A 16,381-nucleotide genomic window follows, 5' to 3' on the forward strand; every position below is an offset into this window, starting at 1 on the left:
ATAAATTAAGGTATAAATTTTGCTTAATTCCACACTTACTACATCAACATTATGACAAGGAAAATACACTAAATGGACATAAGAATCGACGATCTATCTGCCCCAGAAGTCAAACAAATACTCACAGATCACCTTGAAGATATGTTTGCCACATCTCCACCAGAATGCGTTTTTGCATTAGATCTAGAAGGACTAAAAAAACCAAACATTACCTTTTGGACCGTTTGGGAAGACAGCCAATTACTCGGCTGTGGTGCACTTAAAACACTAGATGGCACTCACGGTGAAATTAAATCCATGCGTACTACTAGCGCCGCTCGCAACAAGGGCGTTGCCTCTACCCTACTACGTCATATTCTCGATACAGCCAAGCAAAAAGGACTCAATAAAATCAGCCTAGAAACCGGGTCACAAGACTTTTTCGAGCCAGCTAGAAAGCTTTACGCCAAGCATGACTTTAGTGAATGCGGCCCCTTCTCCGATTACAAACTGGACCCTTACAGCGTATTTATGACCAGAGCGCTTTGAATCGCCACTAGTTCAGTAGACACTTCTCAGTCATCTTTTCGAACAGTTTCTCATACTCAACAGGTGACAACATATCATTAGCGCTATGGCGTCTGACAGGGTTATAAAACATTTCTATATAATTAAAAATGTCTTGTTTGGCTTCGCCCCTTGTCGAGTAAATCTTTCGCTTCACTCGCTCTCTCTTTAAAAGCTGGAAAAAGCTTTCAGCAACAGCATTATCATGACAGTTCCCACGTCGACTCATGCTGGCTTGTAAATTGTGATCGTCCAAAAATCTATGCCACTCATAGCTCGTAAACTGACTGCCTTGGTCTGAATGGATTATTACCCTTTGCTTTGATTTTCTTCTCCACACAGCCATCATCAGTGCATCAAGAACAAGTTCCTTCACCATTCTTGGTCCCATGCTCCAGCCTATTATTCGACGGGAATAGAGATCAAGCACGACAGATAAATATAGCCAGCCTTCGTGAGTTCGGATATAGGTGATATCTGTAACCCACGCTGTATTCGGGCTTTCTGGATTAAACTGTCTTTCAAGCACATTGTTGGCTATTGTATGTGTTTCTCCTGACCGAGCTCTAGGCTTTCGGTAACCCACCTGAGCCTTAAGGCCTGCTCTTCGCATCAGATAATGCACTCGATTTAATACCACAAGATTCATCAAGGATCTCAGGTCTTGATAGATCTTTCGATAACCGTAGACACAACCCGATTCCAGCCAAAGTTGTTTAACAAGACCTGTTAGCTGTTCATTTTCCTTAGCAAGTTTTGATTTTGGCTCTTTCAACCAAACGTAATAGCCACTGGGATGAACATCGAAGAGATTACACAGTCGCCTTACTGAAAAATCGGCACAGTGGTCCCTGATAAAGGCGTATCTTAGTCTGGGTGGCTTGCGAAGTACGCCGCGGCTTTTTTTAACAGGTCGCGCTCTTCCGTCACTCGCTTGAGTTCTTTCCGAAGACGAAGGATCTCGCTCGACTCAGCAGAAGCCTCTGCAAACGATTCTGCCTCAGGGCCATATCGTTTAATCCAAGCGTATAAACTGTGAGTGGTGGTGCCTAAGCGATTAGCGACTTCAGCAACACTAAAGCCTGCTTCAGTCACTTGCTTAACCGCTTCAATTTTGAATTGTTCTGGGTAACGTGTTTTGCTCATAAATACCTCTCAATTAGATCATTTTATCTAACTAAAAGGTGTCTAGCTAATTAGTGGCGATTCACTTTAATCGAATAAGCCATTACAGTTCCATGGTTTATTTTCTCCATCTGTACATTACAGCTGTTAAATAAGCCCGCTAAACTTTTAGTATTCACGATGAAGAGCGAAGGAGACGGGCATGAAAACGATCGGCATTATTGGTGGCATGAGTTGGGAATCTTCCGCCTTATATTACAAAACCATCAACGAGTTAACCAAACAGCGCCTTGGCGGATTACATTCCGCCAAGATTGTTTTATCCAGTGTCGATTTTGCGGAAATTGAGCGCTTACAACATCAAGGCGATTGGTTACAGTTAGGCGAAATACTCGCTCTAGAAGCCAAGCGATTAGAGCAAGCTCAGGCAGATTTCATTCTTATTGCTACCAACACTATGCACAAGGTAGCGGACGTTGTTCAAAGTGCAATACACGCCCCTTTGCTGCATATTGCCGATGCAACAGCCAAGGAGCTTGTGAAGCAGAAGCATCAAAAAGTAGGCTTTATTGGTACACGCTATTCGATGGAAGAAGACTTCTATATTAAGCGTCTAGAGGATCAATATGGCTTAGAGGTTATTACTCCATCGAAGCAAGACAGGGACGAGATACATAGAATTATTTACGAAGAGTTATGCCTTGGGAAAATTCTTCCTGAATCAAGACAGATCTATATCGATATTGTAAATCGCTTACAAGCCAGCGGGGCACAAGCTGTTATCGAAGGCTGCACGGAAATCACTTTATTACTAAAGCAAGAACACGTCGCTGTGCCTTTGTTTGACACCACATACATTCATGCTAAAGCCGCTGTAGATAAGGCATTAGAATAAATAATTAAGCATAAAAAAAGCCAGCGCGAACGCTGGCTCGGGTTTTCTATATTTGGAAAGGGAACAACCAAATAAAGAAACTACAGCCCACCATGAGTTAACTTGGCAGGATCGAGTAAGGAGAGCAATTCGTCTCGGCTTAACTCTGTTTCTTCTTCTGCAACATCCACCACTGGCCGCCCCTCTTTATAGGCTTTTTTCGCGATTTCCGCTGCTTTTCCATAACCTATAATTGGGTTTAGCGCAGTCACCAAAATAGGATTACGATGCAATGCTTCATTCAATTTATCCTCATTGACCGTTAGCGTGGCGATGGCGTTATCTGCCAATAGCTGCCCGCTGTTTGCCAATAGTTTGATGCTGTTTAATAAGTTCTTAGCAATCATTGGCAGCATAACATTCAGTTCAAAATTACCTGATTGACCGCCAATAGTAATAGCTGCGTCATTACCTATCACCTGGGCCGCGACCATAGCTGTTGCTTCTGGAATCACGGGATTTACTTTACCAGGCATAATGGAAGAACCTGGTTGCAAGGCTTGTAGAGAAATCTCACCTAATCCCGCCAATGGGCCAGAATTCATCCAGCGCAGGTCATTAGCAATTTTCATGTAAGTCACAGCAACCGCCTTTAGCTGGCCGGATAAAGCAACCGCTGTATCTTGGGATCCTATCAGAGCAAAAAAATTGTCGCCTTTGCTAAAAGTCACGTTTGTTAAATAAGACAACTCTTTAGCAAATAGTTCAGCAAATTCTGGATGAGCATTAATCCCCGTCCCGACAGCCGTTCCGCCTTGGGCAAGCTTGGTTGTCTTAGCTTCAAGATAGGTTAAATTATCAATATTGTCTTGTAGCTGTGCGGCCCACGCATGAAATGTTTGATCCAAGCGCACAGGCATGGCATCCATTAAATGCGTGCGGCCTGTTTTAGTGTACTCAGCCAGCGCAGTGCCTTTCTCAAGAATCGTCTCTTTCAAATGGGTCAAAGCAGGCAACAGGTGACCAGTTAATTCTAACGTTGCGCTCACATGGATGGCGCTCGGAATGACATCGTTGCTGCTCTGGCCATAATTTACATGGTCATTGGGATTCACTGCTGAACCGTGATGAGTGCTCGCTAATGTCGCAATCACCTCATTGGCATTCATGTTTGAGCTGGTGCCAGAGCCCGTTTGAAAAACATCCACAGGAAAATGCTGCATAAGATTGTCGCTGTCTAACAGCTCATCACAGGCACTTTGAATCGCTTTCGACATTTCTGGCGTTAGGCATTCAAGAGATTCATTGGCGCGTGCCGCTGCAGCTTTGATTAAGATAAGTGAACGAATGAAGGCTTCCGGCAATGGCTCATCGCTAATTGGAAAGTTATTAATGGCTCTTTGTGTTTGGGCACCATAGAGTGCTTTTTTTGGGACCTCTAATTCGCCCATGCTGTCTTTTTCAATACGCATTTTCATTGGTAAATGATGTCCTTATTGCTCGAAAGAAGAAATAAAGTAATGGCTCAATATTCGTAAACTGTGCTCCATCTTGAAGTAATTCTTAGCATCTTGATACGTTACAATTAGGTGCTTAAGATTCGACAAGGGCAAATACACTTTATCTAAACAGGTCTGACGCCAGTGAGGCGCAATGCTGCTATCACAAACCGTATCCAGCAAAACATTAAATACCCTCTGATGCAGTAAAGTGGCATCGGTAATACTCAAACGCTCAGCGTACTCTTCTGTTAGGTTCAAATAATGATAGAGCACTTCTGGGGAATCTGCACACTGCCCGCCCTGAATGGTTTGCTCGAGTACTGAAAATGGTACTAAATAATGACTCATTGATTCGCCCTCTGTAGATTCCTACACACAAAATATAAATGATAACTATTATCAATAATGTGCAGAAAGGTCTGATCTGTCAAGTTGATGATAACGATTCTTATTAATTTTCAGTATTTGCTGCGCTTAGTTGATCAAAATCAATCACTAGAAGGTACCAGAAACACAAAAGCCCCTGCTATGTCGTCCATAACAGGGGCTTCAAGGAAGTTACTCTCTTGATTCTTAAAAAGTCTTGTTCTTAGTGATGATGACCACCAACACCGTGAGCATGGCCATGCGCAATTTCGTCATTCGTCGCTTCACGAGAGTCTACGATCTGAATGTTGAAAGTTAGATCTTTACCAGACAATGGGTGGTTCAAATCAACAGTAGCGTGCTTCAGGCCAACTTTAACAATCGTCACCTGACGCATGCCTTTATCAGTTTGTACCATAGCCACCATGCCGGCTTTCCAACGTTTCGCACCTTGTAAATGTTTTACTGGCATTTGTTGCTGACGATCTTCATGGCGTTCGCCGTAAGCATCAGCACAAGCAACAGTGACTTCAAACTCGTCACCAACTTCTTTTCCTTCCATGGCTTTTTCAAGCCCTGGAATAACATTACCGTGACCATGCAAATACGCCGCTGGATCTTTACCCGCCGAAGTTTCGATCAACTCTTCGCCATGACGCAAAGTATAGTGGAATTGAACGACTTGATTGTCTGCAATCGACATGCTGTTTCCTCATTTTTAATTCAATAATTGAGCGCTAGCGCTTATTTTGTCTGGTTCTACTGTATCCGAGCATTATAGTGACTCTATCGAAACTTACCTAGACCCACCTTCATCTAAAAGATAGAAAGCTCTAAGAAATCTTCTTTAATAATGATGTCTTTCACCAATGAAGCTGCGGTTTTCTCAAAAGGAGAATGGTCCAGCACATAAACGGGATGTTCATCGAAATACTGCACTAAGGCTTTTTCAAAATCATCATGCAAAGACCCTAAAGTGGATCGCAGCATTTTGTCATTAAAGCTTGAACCTTCCACCTCAATTTTAGTGATTTTTGGCGCCACCAAATATAGACGGTCTTCTTCAATCCGCACACCGGATTCAAAAGAAGGATTCACTCTCGTTGTGAGTGAAAATTCTTGACCAAATGCAGTCAAGGTACCTGTCATTTTACTAATCAAATCAACCAGCACTAAACCGCCATCGCGCTCGGTAAAATCAATATGTGCCGATGTGACCACAAGATCCAAGTTGAGTGTATTACTGTCTACAGTTAGCTGAATTTGGTTCTGTTGCGGCTCTGCCAATTGCTTAGCCACTTCCTTATTCACATCATCTTCGCTGACACGAAAACTGTTACAACCCGCTAAAAACACAGAAATGGATACCAATAAAAATGTCGTAAAGGCTCGAATGTATTTACTCATTCCGCTCTCCTTTCATCACACTCAAGTCACGCTTTTCATACCAAAACCGCATAAAATCTTCTGTGACTTTTTGCTCTATTTCGACCGCTTCATCGGTTGGGCAAAATAGTGAGACAGTAAAAATATTAAACCCTTCAATCGTGGTCGTGATTCGAACTCTGGGCTCGGGGCCCGATATTTTTATGTCCAAACGTTTCTCAATAAGACTGTTATAACGAATGGCCACCTCATGAAAATGCTCACTGTATTCACGAATATTATTGAGGATATGCTCTTTAATTAAAAATAAATTCACATCGTCAGTAGCACGAGAAATTGAGAAAGTATGCGTCACGTATCGACGCATGTAATTCAAGTTTTGTACGGTATGCAGTAGTAAAACACTATTAGGAACCACTGTAGTGCGACCAGTATATGTGTAACTGCCGCCTTTCAAATCGACTTCAAATAATGTCGTCGAGAGCCAATCACTGTCGGTTACTTCCCCTTCATAATTGGCAATGCGTATCCAGTCCCCAACCTGATACGGTCTTGTACTGGCACGATAAAAAGCCCCAACGATACAAGCAATAAATTCTTTTGTTGCGATAACCAATGCCACCATGAAAGCAGCAATTGAGATGGCAATATTCTGAAGTTCAGATGACCAAATAAGAACCAGACCGACAACTAAAAACAAATTAAATATGTTGTCGACAGTATTAATTCTTTGGCGTTTTTTATCGTGTTCAATCTTTTGATGAAGTCGAATAGCACGCTTGGTGTAACGTCGAACAATGTAAGACAATAAAATCCAAGCGACTGTTAAAACAATCTCAACATGATCCATCAGAATGGAAAAATCTAATTGGGAAAAATCAACAGACATAAAAGTGTTTCCTTTATTAAGCCCGCTACTTTAACAATCATTGTTAGGATCAACAAACAAAAGCGCTAGACAAGAGATGAAAAATAACTGTATATTTATACAGTATTATTTTTCACGAGGTGGATTATGCCTGTAATTATTAAATATGTTGTAGAACGCGATGGAATTGAAAAAATGACGTTTACTTCGAAAGCAGAAGCCGATGCGTACGACAAACTGTTGGATACTGCCGAAGCGCTGTATGAAATCCTAGATCAAAGTGAACTAGCAGGAGACCATGGCCAAAAAGAAGCACTTTCCATGTACCTTGCACAAAGCAAAGACTCTATTTTGGACATTTTTAGCAATAAAAAGAAAAGCCCTCAGAAAACAAAAAAAACAAATAAGTCATCCAGTACACAGCTTGACCTAGCGGAAGACACTCCTAAAAAGTCGCTTGAAGACTTAGTCATAGAGCCTGATGAAGATGTGGTGTATGACGAAGAAAGCACCCTTTCCTTTGATGATGAGTTAACAAACTACCGTGAAAGTGATGCTGCGTAACAGAGCATCACTTTCACTATTACAAAGCTAACAAAGGTTTAAATGTCTAACGCCCTTTATTAGCACGAATTTTATACTGGGTTTTGCAATAGCCGCGAGAAATATCGGGATTGCGCAATGCCGAATACTTACTCGCGCGCCCTGACACCCTAGCCCGCCAGTTTCTAAAGGCTTTAGATTTAAGATTACTTCGCATTAATAAAATAACATCCGGCTCAGAAAGCCCATAAAGTGTTTGAATGGCTTCAAATGGCGTACGATCTTCCCAAGCCATTTCGATAATTCGTGACATGTCTGGAGCCAAAATATAGTCTGTAGACAAAATCATTCCTTAAGTAATAAACATGATGAGCGTTATACGAAGGGATGAAGTCAACGGATCAACTATTTTTGGCTGCAATTATTTATCGCGGAGAATTACCAGCCTGCCTTACTAACCAATCAAAAAACACCATCGCTGCGCCATGTAATTCCGTCCCAGATCGACGCACTAAATAAAACGATTCGCTGGCTTCAATATCTTTTCTAAACGGCTGGCCAAACGGAGCGACCAGTTTGCCTTCGTTCAACATACCCTCCACCATAGAAGAACGAGCCAACGCCACACCTTGTCCAAGTTCCGCCATGCGCAAAGTCGAAACAAGCGTATCGAATTGCATCCCGACGGACGAATCGACATTATCCACGCCCATGATATTCAGCCAATAACCCCAACCTTCTTCGTAGCCAATAACATGCAAAAGCGCATGATTCACCAAATCCTCAGGTTCCAACAAAGGCGATTTTTCCATCAATTCAGGAGAACATACCGGAACCAAATTATCCCAAGTCAGTCGTTGCGAGATTAGCCCAGGCCATTCACCATGTCCCCAGCGAATTTCCATATCGTCTTCATCGTCTAGTGCTTGAACCCAAATGTTACTCACGTAGCGAATATCGTAATGGGGATAAGCGGCACTAAAATCCGCAAGTTTGGGCGCTAACCAGTGAGAAAAGAACGACAAACTGCCACACACTTTGATTGTTTGTTTATCGTGCTGAGTAAAGATCTCGTTCGTGCCAACTGTCAAACGAGAAATCGCATCTTTTACCACAGGAAAGTAAGAACGCCCTTCTTCAGTTAGACTCAAACCACGTGGCAGACGTTTAAATAATGACACACCCAAATGACTTTCTAACAAACGAATCTGCTGACTTACTGCCCCTTGGGTCAAGCATAACTCTTCCGCTGCATGCGTGAAATTAAGACATCGAGCCGATACCTCAAAGGTATGCAGCCAATTTAATGGAGGAAGGGATTTCTTACTCATGATGAATACCCAAAAAAGGAGAGAATCTTGACCAACAATTGTGGCCAAGATTTGTCATCAATACTAGGGAAGGTGCGAATAAGTCTACTAAGACTCAGTCTTTCAGAGAAATCGTCAAATAAGGCGCGACTCTGAAGGAATGTAGGTACCTTTCAAAGAGTCGCAACAACATGTGGCGTTTTCTCTGAAAGACCCGCAGGGCATGCTCTAAAAGCCTGTATTCTTTGTTGAGCACCTCGAAAATAGAACCACTATTCCCATTCGGCACTCGCCTCGAAAAACAGGCTTTTATCCACATGCTGAGACAAGAGGACTTGTTCGCACCTTCCCTAGAGGACTTGCCCAAGGAAACGCTGTAGGCGTGGATTTTCAGAACTAAAGAAACGCTCAGGGCTTTCTTCGAAAACTAACTCACCGTCCTCCATGAACACCACGCGGTCAGCCACTTCACGAGCAAAGCCCATTTCATGGGTCACCACCACCATAGTCATACCGTCACCAGCAAGGCTTTTCATAACGTCCAGCACTTCCCCCACCATTTCTGGGTCAAGGGCACTGGTTGGTTCATCAAACAACATAATCTTAGGATGCATAGCTAACGCTCGCGCGATTGCTACGCGCTGCTGCTGACCACCAGACAAGTGCGATGGGTAGTTATTCATGCGTTCAGCTAACCCTACTTTTTTAAGCAACTCACGGCCTTCCTGCTCAGCGACAGCACGAGGCTTTTTCTTCACCTTAATCGGTGACAAAGACACATTCCCCAGCGCCGTTTTGTGCGGAAACAGATTAAAAGACTGAAACACCATGCCCACTTCTTCGCGCACTTTATTAATATTGGTTTTGCGATCCGTCAGGCTCACTTCATCAATATGAATTGTGCCATCAGAAATGGTCTCTAGCTGATTCAAGGTGCGTAAAAATGTCGATTTACCTGAGCCACTTGGCCCAATGATCACCACCACTTCTCCACGATTAATATCGAGAGAGACATTCTTTAAAGCATGGCAACCGTTCGGATAAATCTTATCAATATTACGAGCTTGAATGATGCTCTTATCGGTCATATTAGTCACTGGCAGATAACCTCTTTTCAAGTCGCTGAATAACCCAAGACAAAGTACCGGTTAACACCAAGTACATCAGTGCAACCGCAAACCATACTTCAAATGGTGCGAACGTAGAACTCACCACTTCGCGGCCAGCCTTGGTTAAATCTGTGATGGAAATAACCGACACCAAAGACGAGTCTTTAATCAGGTTAATAAACTGTCCGGCCATTGGCGGTAGAGTACGCTTAAACGCCTGCGGCAAAATCACATTAACCATAGCCTGAACGTAATTCATTCCTAAACTGCGCGCCGCTTCCATTTGACCTGGGCTAATGGACTGAATACCTGAACGTACAATTTCAGCGATATAGGCGCCAGTAAACACAGACAAGGCCGCCACACCCGCGGTAAAACGATCTAGATCCAATACCGTGCCGATAAAAAAGTAGAAGATAAAAATCTGTACTAACAAGGGAGTGCCACGAATCAGCTCAATGTAAGTCACGGACAAATAACGCAACGCAGGATTGGTCGATATTCGAGCTAACCCCGCAAACAATCCGATAATCACAGCAAAGACCAAAGACACCACAGATAATTGTAATGTCATTACTAGCCCCCACGTGAGAGGACCAATATTCCAGTTTTCTACTTCAGCGACAGGATCGCCTTCAAATACCAAATCACCATTACTAACCAACAAATTATCAAACTTCTTGATCACTAACGGATCATCACCGTAATCGGAAGTAACAACCAACTTTCCCTTTTCGATCGTTGCGGAACCATCAAAAGGAGATCGAACCGTTGTCGCTTCGGTGTTGATTATGTACTGCGGAATACGTTCCCAGCGCCAAGTGTAATCAATACTTTTGCTGCCAACATAAATGCCAAAGCCGAGCCCTATAATGATTAGAACAAAGACCGCTTTCCACAAAAGCAAATGAGGTTGTTTTTCCATCGATGAGGAGCCCCGTCGTTTTTTTACTCACAGAAAATAAATCAAAGAAATAAAAAGTGGCGCTAAACTGCGCCACTTTTTATTGATATGAATCTTACTGAACGTTACTTAACCAAGAATTACTAGCAAACCATTTTTGATAGATTTTATCGTAAGTACCATCACCTTTAATTTGCGCAAGGTAGTTGTTCAAGAAATTCATGAAATCCGGATCACCTTTACGAATTGCAAAACCTAGAGGCTCATAAGTGAAGGACTCGTCTAAATGCACAACCTTACCTTCACTTTGTGACGCGTAAATCGCGTTATATGGCAAATCATAAACGAAAGCATCGGCATTACCATTTACCACTTCTAGAGCCGCTTCTGACTCTGTTTCAAACAGGTTCAACTTGGCTCTGCTCATGTATCGTTTTACAGCGTAATCAGATGTCGCACCCAATTTAGTCGCTACCGTGTATTTAGCATCGTTCAAATCACGATAATTGGTGATTTTACCTTTTAGCTTAGGGCTCAAAAGAATCGTTTGACCAACCACAATGTAGGGGTCAGTAAAGTTCACTTTCAAGTTGCGCTCTGGCGTGATCGTCATGCCAGAAATGATGATATCGCACTTATCAGTTAACAACGCAGGGATAATGCCATCCCATGCTGTGTTACGAATATCTAGCTTTACACCCATCGCTTTGGCCATGGTTTTCGCGATATCAACGTCAAAACCAACGATGTCGCCTTTTTTATCGCGCATATCAAACGGCATGTAACCCGCTTCTGCACAAACACGTAACTCGCCACGGTTAAGCACTTGATTTAAAGTCGACTTTTCCCACAAATCATTATCTGAAGCTGATGCTAGTGTTGCGCCACATAGAGCCAATGCTGTTATAAATATTTTTTTCATTCTTATATGTCCCCAGTTTATGTAAAAAAACAAACCCTAATTTGTTTTAAATGCATGACCCTAACGCCATTTTCTAGCGGCGCATAATACAGGAGTTGACACTAACAGTCCTATTGAAACGTTAATGTATTCCATCGTATTTTTCATTTTGCTCAAAGTTAAGCCAACTCTGTTTCTAATGAAGTAAGTGCCCTAACTTGTTCAAACGCCTGCTGTAAGTCCGCAATTAAGTCTTCAGTGTCTTCAATCCCCACAGATATCCGCACTAAACCTTCTGAAATTCCCAAAGCCAAACGCTCTTCTAACGTGTTTTCAACATGACTCGTGGTTCTGGCTGGCCCATAAATAGTTTCTACTGCCCCCAAATTACCCGCACAATGCGCGTACTGTAATTGCGGCAATAACACCTTCACTGTATCCATGCCACCAACCAGGACAAAACTCACAATCGCCCCAAAGCCTCGCATTTGCTCACAGGCAATAGCATGATTCGGATGACTGACCAACCCAGGGTAATTCACCGCTTCCACCAGAGTTTCCGTTAATAAGTATTCTGCAATCGCTTGTGCGCTGCTTTGTTGCTGACGCATTCGCAGTGCCAAGGTTTTCATGCCACGAATAATCAAATAGGCAGAAAACGGGTCCAACGACGCACCATTAATTTCTCGATAATGACGAACTTTAGTCATTAATTTTTCCGAACCACAGACCAAACCGCCCATGGCATCGGCGTGACCACTCAAAAACTTGGTTGCACTATGTACTACAATATCGACACCTAACGCCAAAGGACTTTGATTCATTGGCGTCGCAAAAGTGTTATCTGCAATCACCAAGGCGCCTACTTTTTTAGCCGCCGCCACAAGGCGCTTTACATCAACAACTTTCAACGTCGGGTTAGTTGGCGTTTCCAAATACAAGACATCGCAACCTTTAGCGATTTCGGCTTCTATTTGCTCGTGGCTGTGCGTTTCACAAAGCGTCACGCTCACACCCATGCGCGGTAAAAACTCTTCAAAAACTTTATTGGTGCCGCCATAGCTGTCTTTCGTCGATACCACGCGGCAGCCATTCGATAAAAAGGTATACAGCACACCGCTGATCGCCGCCATGCCCGTACTAAAGGCCACCGCCGACTCGGCATTTTCTAAACCGCAAATTTTTGCTTCTAATGTTTCTACGGTTGGATTGCTCATGCGGCTATAAATAAAACCGGGGGCAGCACCCAAAGCAACGTCGTACCATTCATCAATATCTTGGTAGCCATAAGCGGCACTCGCAACAATCGGAGTTTGCGTCGCACGATATGGATGCTCAACTTGTTCGCCGCTCCACACCGAACGCGTTCCACTTCCCGCCTGATCAAAGGTAGGCTTCGCCACTTTATTACTCATTACACATCTCTCACGCTCAACAACTAAACAGCCATTACAGACTCAATCAGATTCCACTATAGCCAAATGAGGAAAACGCGAGAAATCATCTTATCAAGCACTAAGGGTCGGTTTTTTTAATGGATAAAACGTCAGCAGAATGACTTATACTATTCGTTCCTCTACATGTATTTCATAACGTTTAAGGCCTTTAATGAAACCTGCCGCTTCGCCAAATAATACTGTCGATAAAAATATGCTTGGCGTGTTTCGCTACAGCCGTCGCGCCATTGATTTGGTCTGGAAAACTTCCCCAGCGTTAACCATCGGCTTGGCCATGGCAACTCTAGTTGCCGGTGTCACGCCAGCCGCCATGGCGTATGTGGGACAGTTGATCGTGGATGCGGTTGTTGCCGCTATGGAAAGCTACAAACAAGACCAAGTCTTGCATTATCAAACTGCTCTAAGCTACGTGTTATTGGAAGGCATTTTGGTTTTGGTCATTGCTGCCGCGCAACGCGCATTAACCGCTCAGCAGGCCATTTTACAAGGTTTATTAGGTCAAAAAGTCAACTTACTGATCTTAGAGAAAGCCCAAAGCCTAACACTCTCGCATTTTGAAGATTCAGAATTTTACGACAAATTAGTTCGTGCTCGCCGTGAGGCCTCCAGCCGCCCGCTTGCTCTGGTGAATAAAACCTTTGCCCTGCTGCAAAATGCCATTACGTTATCCAGTTTTGCAGTCTTGCTGTGGCATTTTTCACCGTGGGCTCTGGCGTTATTAATTTGTGGGGCTTTGCCTTCTTTTATCGCCGAGGCTAAATTTTCTGGCGATGCCTTTTTGATGTTTCGTTGGCGCTCCCCCGAAGTGCGCCAGCAAAACTATTTAGAAACCTTGCTCGCTCGGGAAGACAACATCAAAGAAGTTCGTCTGTACCAACTGGGCGACCGCTTTTTGCAACGCTACACCGAAATATTCATCAAGCTATTCAGAGAAAGTAAGCGACTGATTTTGCGCCGTGAAAGCTGGGGCTTCGCCCTTGGCGTGATAAGTACCTTGGTGTTTTATGGCGCCTATGGCTGGATCGTCAGTGACACCATTATTGGCGCGATTACTTTGGGTCAAATGACCATGTATTTACTGTTATTCAAACAAGGTCAAAGCTCTGTTTCCGCATCACTTACTTCTATTAGTGGCATGTACGAAGACAATTTATACCTATCCAACCTCTACGAATACCTAGAACAAGAAACACCGCTTTCGACTTCTGGTCTTACGAAAGGACCCATTCCAAACGATGGTATTCGTTTTGAAAACGTCTCTTTCCAATATCCAGGCAATGAAAAACCCGCACTTGCCAATATCAACTTACACATTCGCCCCGGCCACAGCCTCGCGATTGTCGGTGAAAATGGTTCAGGTAAAACCACACTAATCAAACTATTAACGCGACTGTATAACCCAACACAAGGGCGCATTTTGCTAGACGGCTTGGATTTGCTGGAATGGGAAGAAAGCGCACTACTAAAACGTGTTGGGGTGATATTCCAAGACTTTGTGCGCTATCAATTTATTGTTGGTGAAAACATCGGCGCTGGCGACAACGACAGATTTAACGATCAAACCGGCTGGAAAAAAGCGGCCGAACTTGGCAAGGCCACCGACTTTATTGATGAGCTGGAACAAGGTTACCAAACCCAACTTGGCCGCTGGTTCCGTGGCGGACAAGAATTGTCTGGTGGGCAATGGCAAAAAATCGCTTTGGCACGCGCTTTCATGCGCGAAGACGCCGATATTTTGGTGTTAGACGAACCGACAGCGGCAATGGATGCTCAGGCCGAAGCCAATATTTTCCAGCATTTCCAAGAACATACCAAAGACAAAATGGCGATTCTGATTTCACATCGTTTCTCCACTGTGCGTCTCGCGCACGAGATCATTGTCATGGAACATGGGCAAATTAAAGAACGCGGCACCCACGATTCATTATTAGCGCAACAAGGTCAATACGCCCATTTATTTACCTTGCAGGCGCAGGGATATCGCTAAAAGTCTGATCAAGGCCAACCTATGAAGTCGGCTTTTTTGTTATGCTTTGTCTCATCAAATTCGCTCTTTGGCGAAGTTTACGAGAATAACTCACAGGAACAGCCGTTTTGAACCGACGTAACTTTATAAAATCTAGCCTTTTAGTCGCCATGAGCAGTTCACTGCCGAGAGTCGTTCTTGCCGCTACGCCTTCTGCTGGTTTCGACTATGAATTAATCGTCGAAGCGGCCGATGTGAATATCGTATCTGGCGGCAGCACGCCAGCACTTTGCTTTAATGGCGGTTATCCGGCACCTGTGATTCGCGCTAAGCAGCATCAGCCCGTACGTATTCGTGTGATCAACAAGTTAAACGAGCCGACGACAATCCATTGGCATGGCATGAGAATCCCGATTGCCATGGACGGCGTGCCGTTTTTAAGCCAACCGCCTATCATGCCCGGCGAAACCTTCGACTATGAGTTCACGCCACCCGATGCTGGCTCTTTCTGGTATCACCCACACATGAACAGCGTCGAACAGCTTGGCAAAGGCTTGGTTGGCGCATTGATCGTAGATGAAGCTGAGAAGCCAGACTTTGATGAAGATCTGGTGCTTTGTATGAAGAACTGGCACATCAAAGACGATGGTTCTTTTACCGCTTTGACGACGCCACAGAATGCCTTTCGCATGGGAACACCCGGTCGCGTCATGACCATCAATGGTGAAATCCATCCAACTTATGAAGTCCCTGCTGGCGGAGCGATTCGAGTACGCTTGTTAAACGTCGATAACACAGTGATGTACCAAATAAATTCAACCGATCCAGCCGCTCAGATCCTTGCTATTGATGGCAACCCAATTGCAGAGCCCACAGCGTTAACCAATCACATGGCCGCACCGGGGATGCGCCTTGATCTTGGCGTAATAGCTCCGAGCAAGGTCGGAGAAACTGTCACCTTTAAACACAAGAACAAGCCAATGGTGACCATCAAAGCCGTGGCGAGCCAACTTAAAGACCGCGGTTTACCTAAGTTGCCACTCAACCCCATCCCTGCGCTAGATTTAGAGAACGCGGAAACCATTAAATTTGCGTTTGAATGGAACGCCAACATCACGCCGATAGAGAAAGATGGCAAGGTGAGCTACAACTTCTGGACGATGAATCGCCGTTCTTGGGAAGGCATGTCAAAAGGCCATATTCCAGATCCTCTTGCCACATTAGAGCGTGGTAAAACCTATATTTTCGAGCTGTCGAATTTGACCCAATATCACCATCCGATTCATATCCACGGTCATACTTTCACGGTTTTGAAATCGAACAAAAAAGCCATTACACCATTCCATTCGGATACCGTCTTGCTGGGTCAGAATGAAACCGTACTTGCTGCCCTAGTAGCCGATAATCCGGGGCGTTGGATGTATCACTGCCATATCATCGAACACTTAAAGACAGGCTTTATGAGCTTTGTTGAAGTGACGTAAAACAGACAATAAATACCAGATCAATTAGACAAAAGTTGAT

General features: G+C 43.9%; 17 protein-coding genes. 5 read left to right on the plus strand and 12 right to left on the minus strand.

The genetic code is table 11. The features are described 5' to 3' along the window. The first annotated feature begins 72 nt into the window (after nucleotides 1–72). Nucleotides 73–528, plus strand: a complete 456-nt coding sequence (locus KDW99_RS17025; RefSeq protein WP_255826363.1) for a GNAT family N-acetyltransferase — start codon at nucleotides 73–75, stop codon at nucleotides 526–528. Nucleotides 529–535: 7 nt separating this feature from the next. Here KDW99_RS17025 and KDW99_RS17030 read toward each other — a convergent pair. Continuing rightward, nucleotides 536–1,692, minus strand: a protein-coding gene (locus KDW99_RS17030; protein WP_370646834.1) for an IS3 family transposase whose coding sequence is annotated in 2 segments (ribosomal slippage) — nucleotides 536–1,444 and nucleotides 1,447–1,692 — 1,155 coding nt in all. Because the reading frame shifts where the segments join, the coding sequence is not laid out codon by codon here. 181 nt (nucleotides 1,693–1,873) lie between these two features. Here KDW99_RS17030 and KDW99_RS17035 point away from each other — a divergent pair. Next, a complete protein-coding gene (locus KDW99_RS17035) occupies nucleotides 1,874–2,566 on the plus strand; it encodes an aspartate/glutamate racemase family protein (protein ID WP_255826366.1) in 693 nt (230 codons plus the stop codon). 80 nt (nucleotides 2,567–2,646) lie between these two features. Here the strand turns inward: KDW99_RS17035 and KDW99_RS17040 are convergent, their stop codons facing one another. From KDW99_RS17040 to KDW99_RS17060, 5 genes are all read right to left on the minus strand, one after another. After that, on the minus strand, nucleotides 2,647–4,023 hold the full coding sequence (locus tag KDW99_RS17040) for a class II fumarate hydratase (RefSeq protein WP_255826368.1): 1,377 nt from the start codon (nucleotides 4,021–4,023) through the stop codon (nucleotides 2,647–2,649). A gap of 15 nt (nucleotides 4,024–4,038) precedes the next feature. Then, nucleotides 4,039–4,395, minus strand: a complete 357-nt coding sequence (locus KDW99_RS17045) for a hypothetical protein (RefSeq protein WP_255826370.1) — start codon at nucleotides 4,393–4,395, stop codon at nucleotides 4,039–4,041. A 241-nt stretch (nucleotides 4,396–4,636) separates the two neighbouring features. Continuing rightward, nucleotides 4,637–5,116, minus strand: coding sequence for an FKBP-type peptidyl-prolyl cis-trans isomerase (locus tag KDW99_RS17050; protein WP_255826372.1), 480 nt, complete (start codon nucleotides 5,114–5,116; stop codon nucleotides 4,637–4,639). 113 nt (nucleotides 5,117–5,229) lie between these two features. Continuing rightward, the gene (locus tag KDW99_RS17055) at nucleotides 5,230–5,820 is read right to left on the minus strand and encodes a DUF1439 domain-containing protein (protein WP_255826374.1); all 591 of its coding nucleotides are present in this window, start codon (nucleotides 5,818–5,820) and stop codon (nucleotides 5,230–5,232) included. Next, nucleotides 5,813–6,688, minus strand: coding sequence for a mechanosensitive ion channel family protein (locus KDW99_RS17060; protein ID WP_255826376.1), 876 nt, complete (start codon nucleotides 6,686–6,688; stop codon nucleotides 5,813–5,815). The genes KDW99_RS17055 and KDW99_RS17060 overlap by 8 nt, the downstream gene beginning before the upstream one ends. Before the next feature lie 126 nt (nucleotides 6,689–6,814). Between KDW99_RS17060 and KDW99_RS20520 the strand changes: the two genes are divergently transcribed. Further along, nucleotides 6,815–7,231, plus strand: coding sequence for a YebG family protein (locus KDW99_RS20520; RefSeq protein ID WP_370646836.1), 417 nt, complete (start codon nucleotides 6,815–6,817; stop codon nucleotides 7,229–7,231). Nucleotides 7,232–7,277: 46 nt separating this feature from the next. Here KDW99_RS20520 and KDW99_RS17070 read toward each other — a convergent pair whose 3' ends face one another. From KDW99_RS17070 to KDW99_RS17095, 6 genes are all read right to left on the minus strand, one after another. Continuing rightward, entirely contained in the window at nucleotides 7,278–7,523 is a 246-nt protein-coding gene (locus KDW99_RS17070; protein ID WP_255829309.1) for a TIGR03643 family protein, read from the minus strand. 112 nt (nucleotides 7,524–7,635) lie between these two features. After that, nucleotides 7,636–8,541 (minus strand): LysR substrate-binding domain-containing protein, encoded by a 906-nt coding sequence (locus KDW99_RS17075; protein ID WP_255826378.1) that lies wholly within the window; start codon nucleotides 8,539–8,541, stop codon nucleotides 7,636–7,638. A 329-nt stretch (nucleotides 8,542–8,870) separates the two neighbouring features. Further along, nucleotides 8,871–9,608 (minus strand): amino acid ABC transporter ATP-binding protein, encoded by a 738-nt coding sequence (locus KDW99_RS17080; RefSeq protein ID WP_255826380.1) that lies wholly within the window; start codon nucleotides 9,606–9,608, stop codon nucleotides 8,871–8,873. 1 nt (nucleotide 9,609) lies between these two features. Beyond that, on the minus strand, nucleotides 9,610–10,554 hold the full coding sequence (locus tag KDW99_RS17085; protein ID WP_255826382.1) for an amino acid ABC transporter permease: 945 nt from the start codon (nucleotides 10,552–10,554) through the stop codon (nucleotides 9,610–9,612). 94 nt (nucleotides 10,555–10,648) lie between these two features. Then, complete coding sequence (locus KDW99_RS17090) at nucleotides 10,649–11,455, minus strand: transporter substrate-binding domain-containing protein (RefSeq protein WP_255826384.1); 807 nt, start codon at nucleotides 11,453–11,455, stop codon at nucleotides 10,649–10,651. 158 nt (nucleotides 11,456–11,613) lie between these two features. After that, nucleotides 11,614–12,849 carry a cystathionine gamma-synthase family protein gene (locus KDW99_RS17095; protein ID WP_255826386.1) on the minus strand — a complete coding sequence of 412 codons (1,236 nt, stop codon included), beginning with the start codon at nucleotides 12,847–12,849 and terminating at the stop codon, nucleotides 11,614–11,616. Nucleotides 12,850–13,042: 193 nt separating this feature from the next. Here KDW99_RS17095 and KDW99_RS17100 point away from each other — a divergent pair, with 193 nt between their 5' ends. Both KDW99_RS17100 and KDW99_RS17105 read left to right on the plus strand, forming a co-directional pair. Continuing rightward, on the plus strand, nucleotides 13,043–14,878 hold the full coding sequence (locus KDW99_RS17100) for an ABC transporter ATP-binding protein (RefSeq protein ID WP_255826388.1): 1,836 nt from the start codon (nucleotides 13,043–13,045) through the stop codon (nucleotides 14,876–14,878). Nucleotides 14,879–14,985: 107 nt separating this feature from the next. After that, nucleotides 14,986–16,341, plus strand: a complete 1,356-nt coding sequence (locus tag KDW99_RS17105; protein ID WP_255826390.1) for a multicopper oxidase family protein — start codon at nucleotides 14,986–14,988, stop codon at nucleotides 16,339–16,341. Nucleotides 16,342–16,381 lie beyond the last annotated feature (40 nt).

The sequence above is a fragment of the Marinomonas rhizomae genome, from assembly GCF_024397855.1.
GTDB classification, from domain to species: Bacteria; Pseudomonadota; Gammaproteobacteria; order Pseudomonadales; family Marinomonadaceae; genus Marinomonas; species Marinomonas rhizomae_A.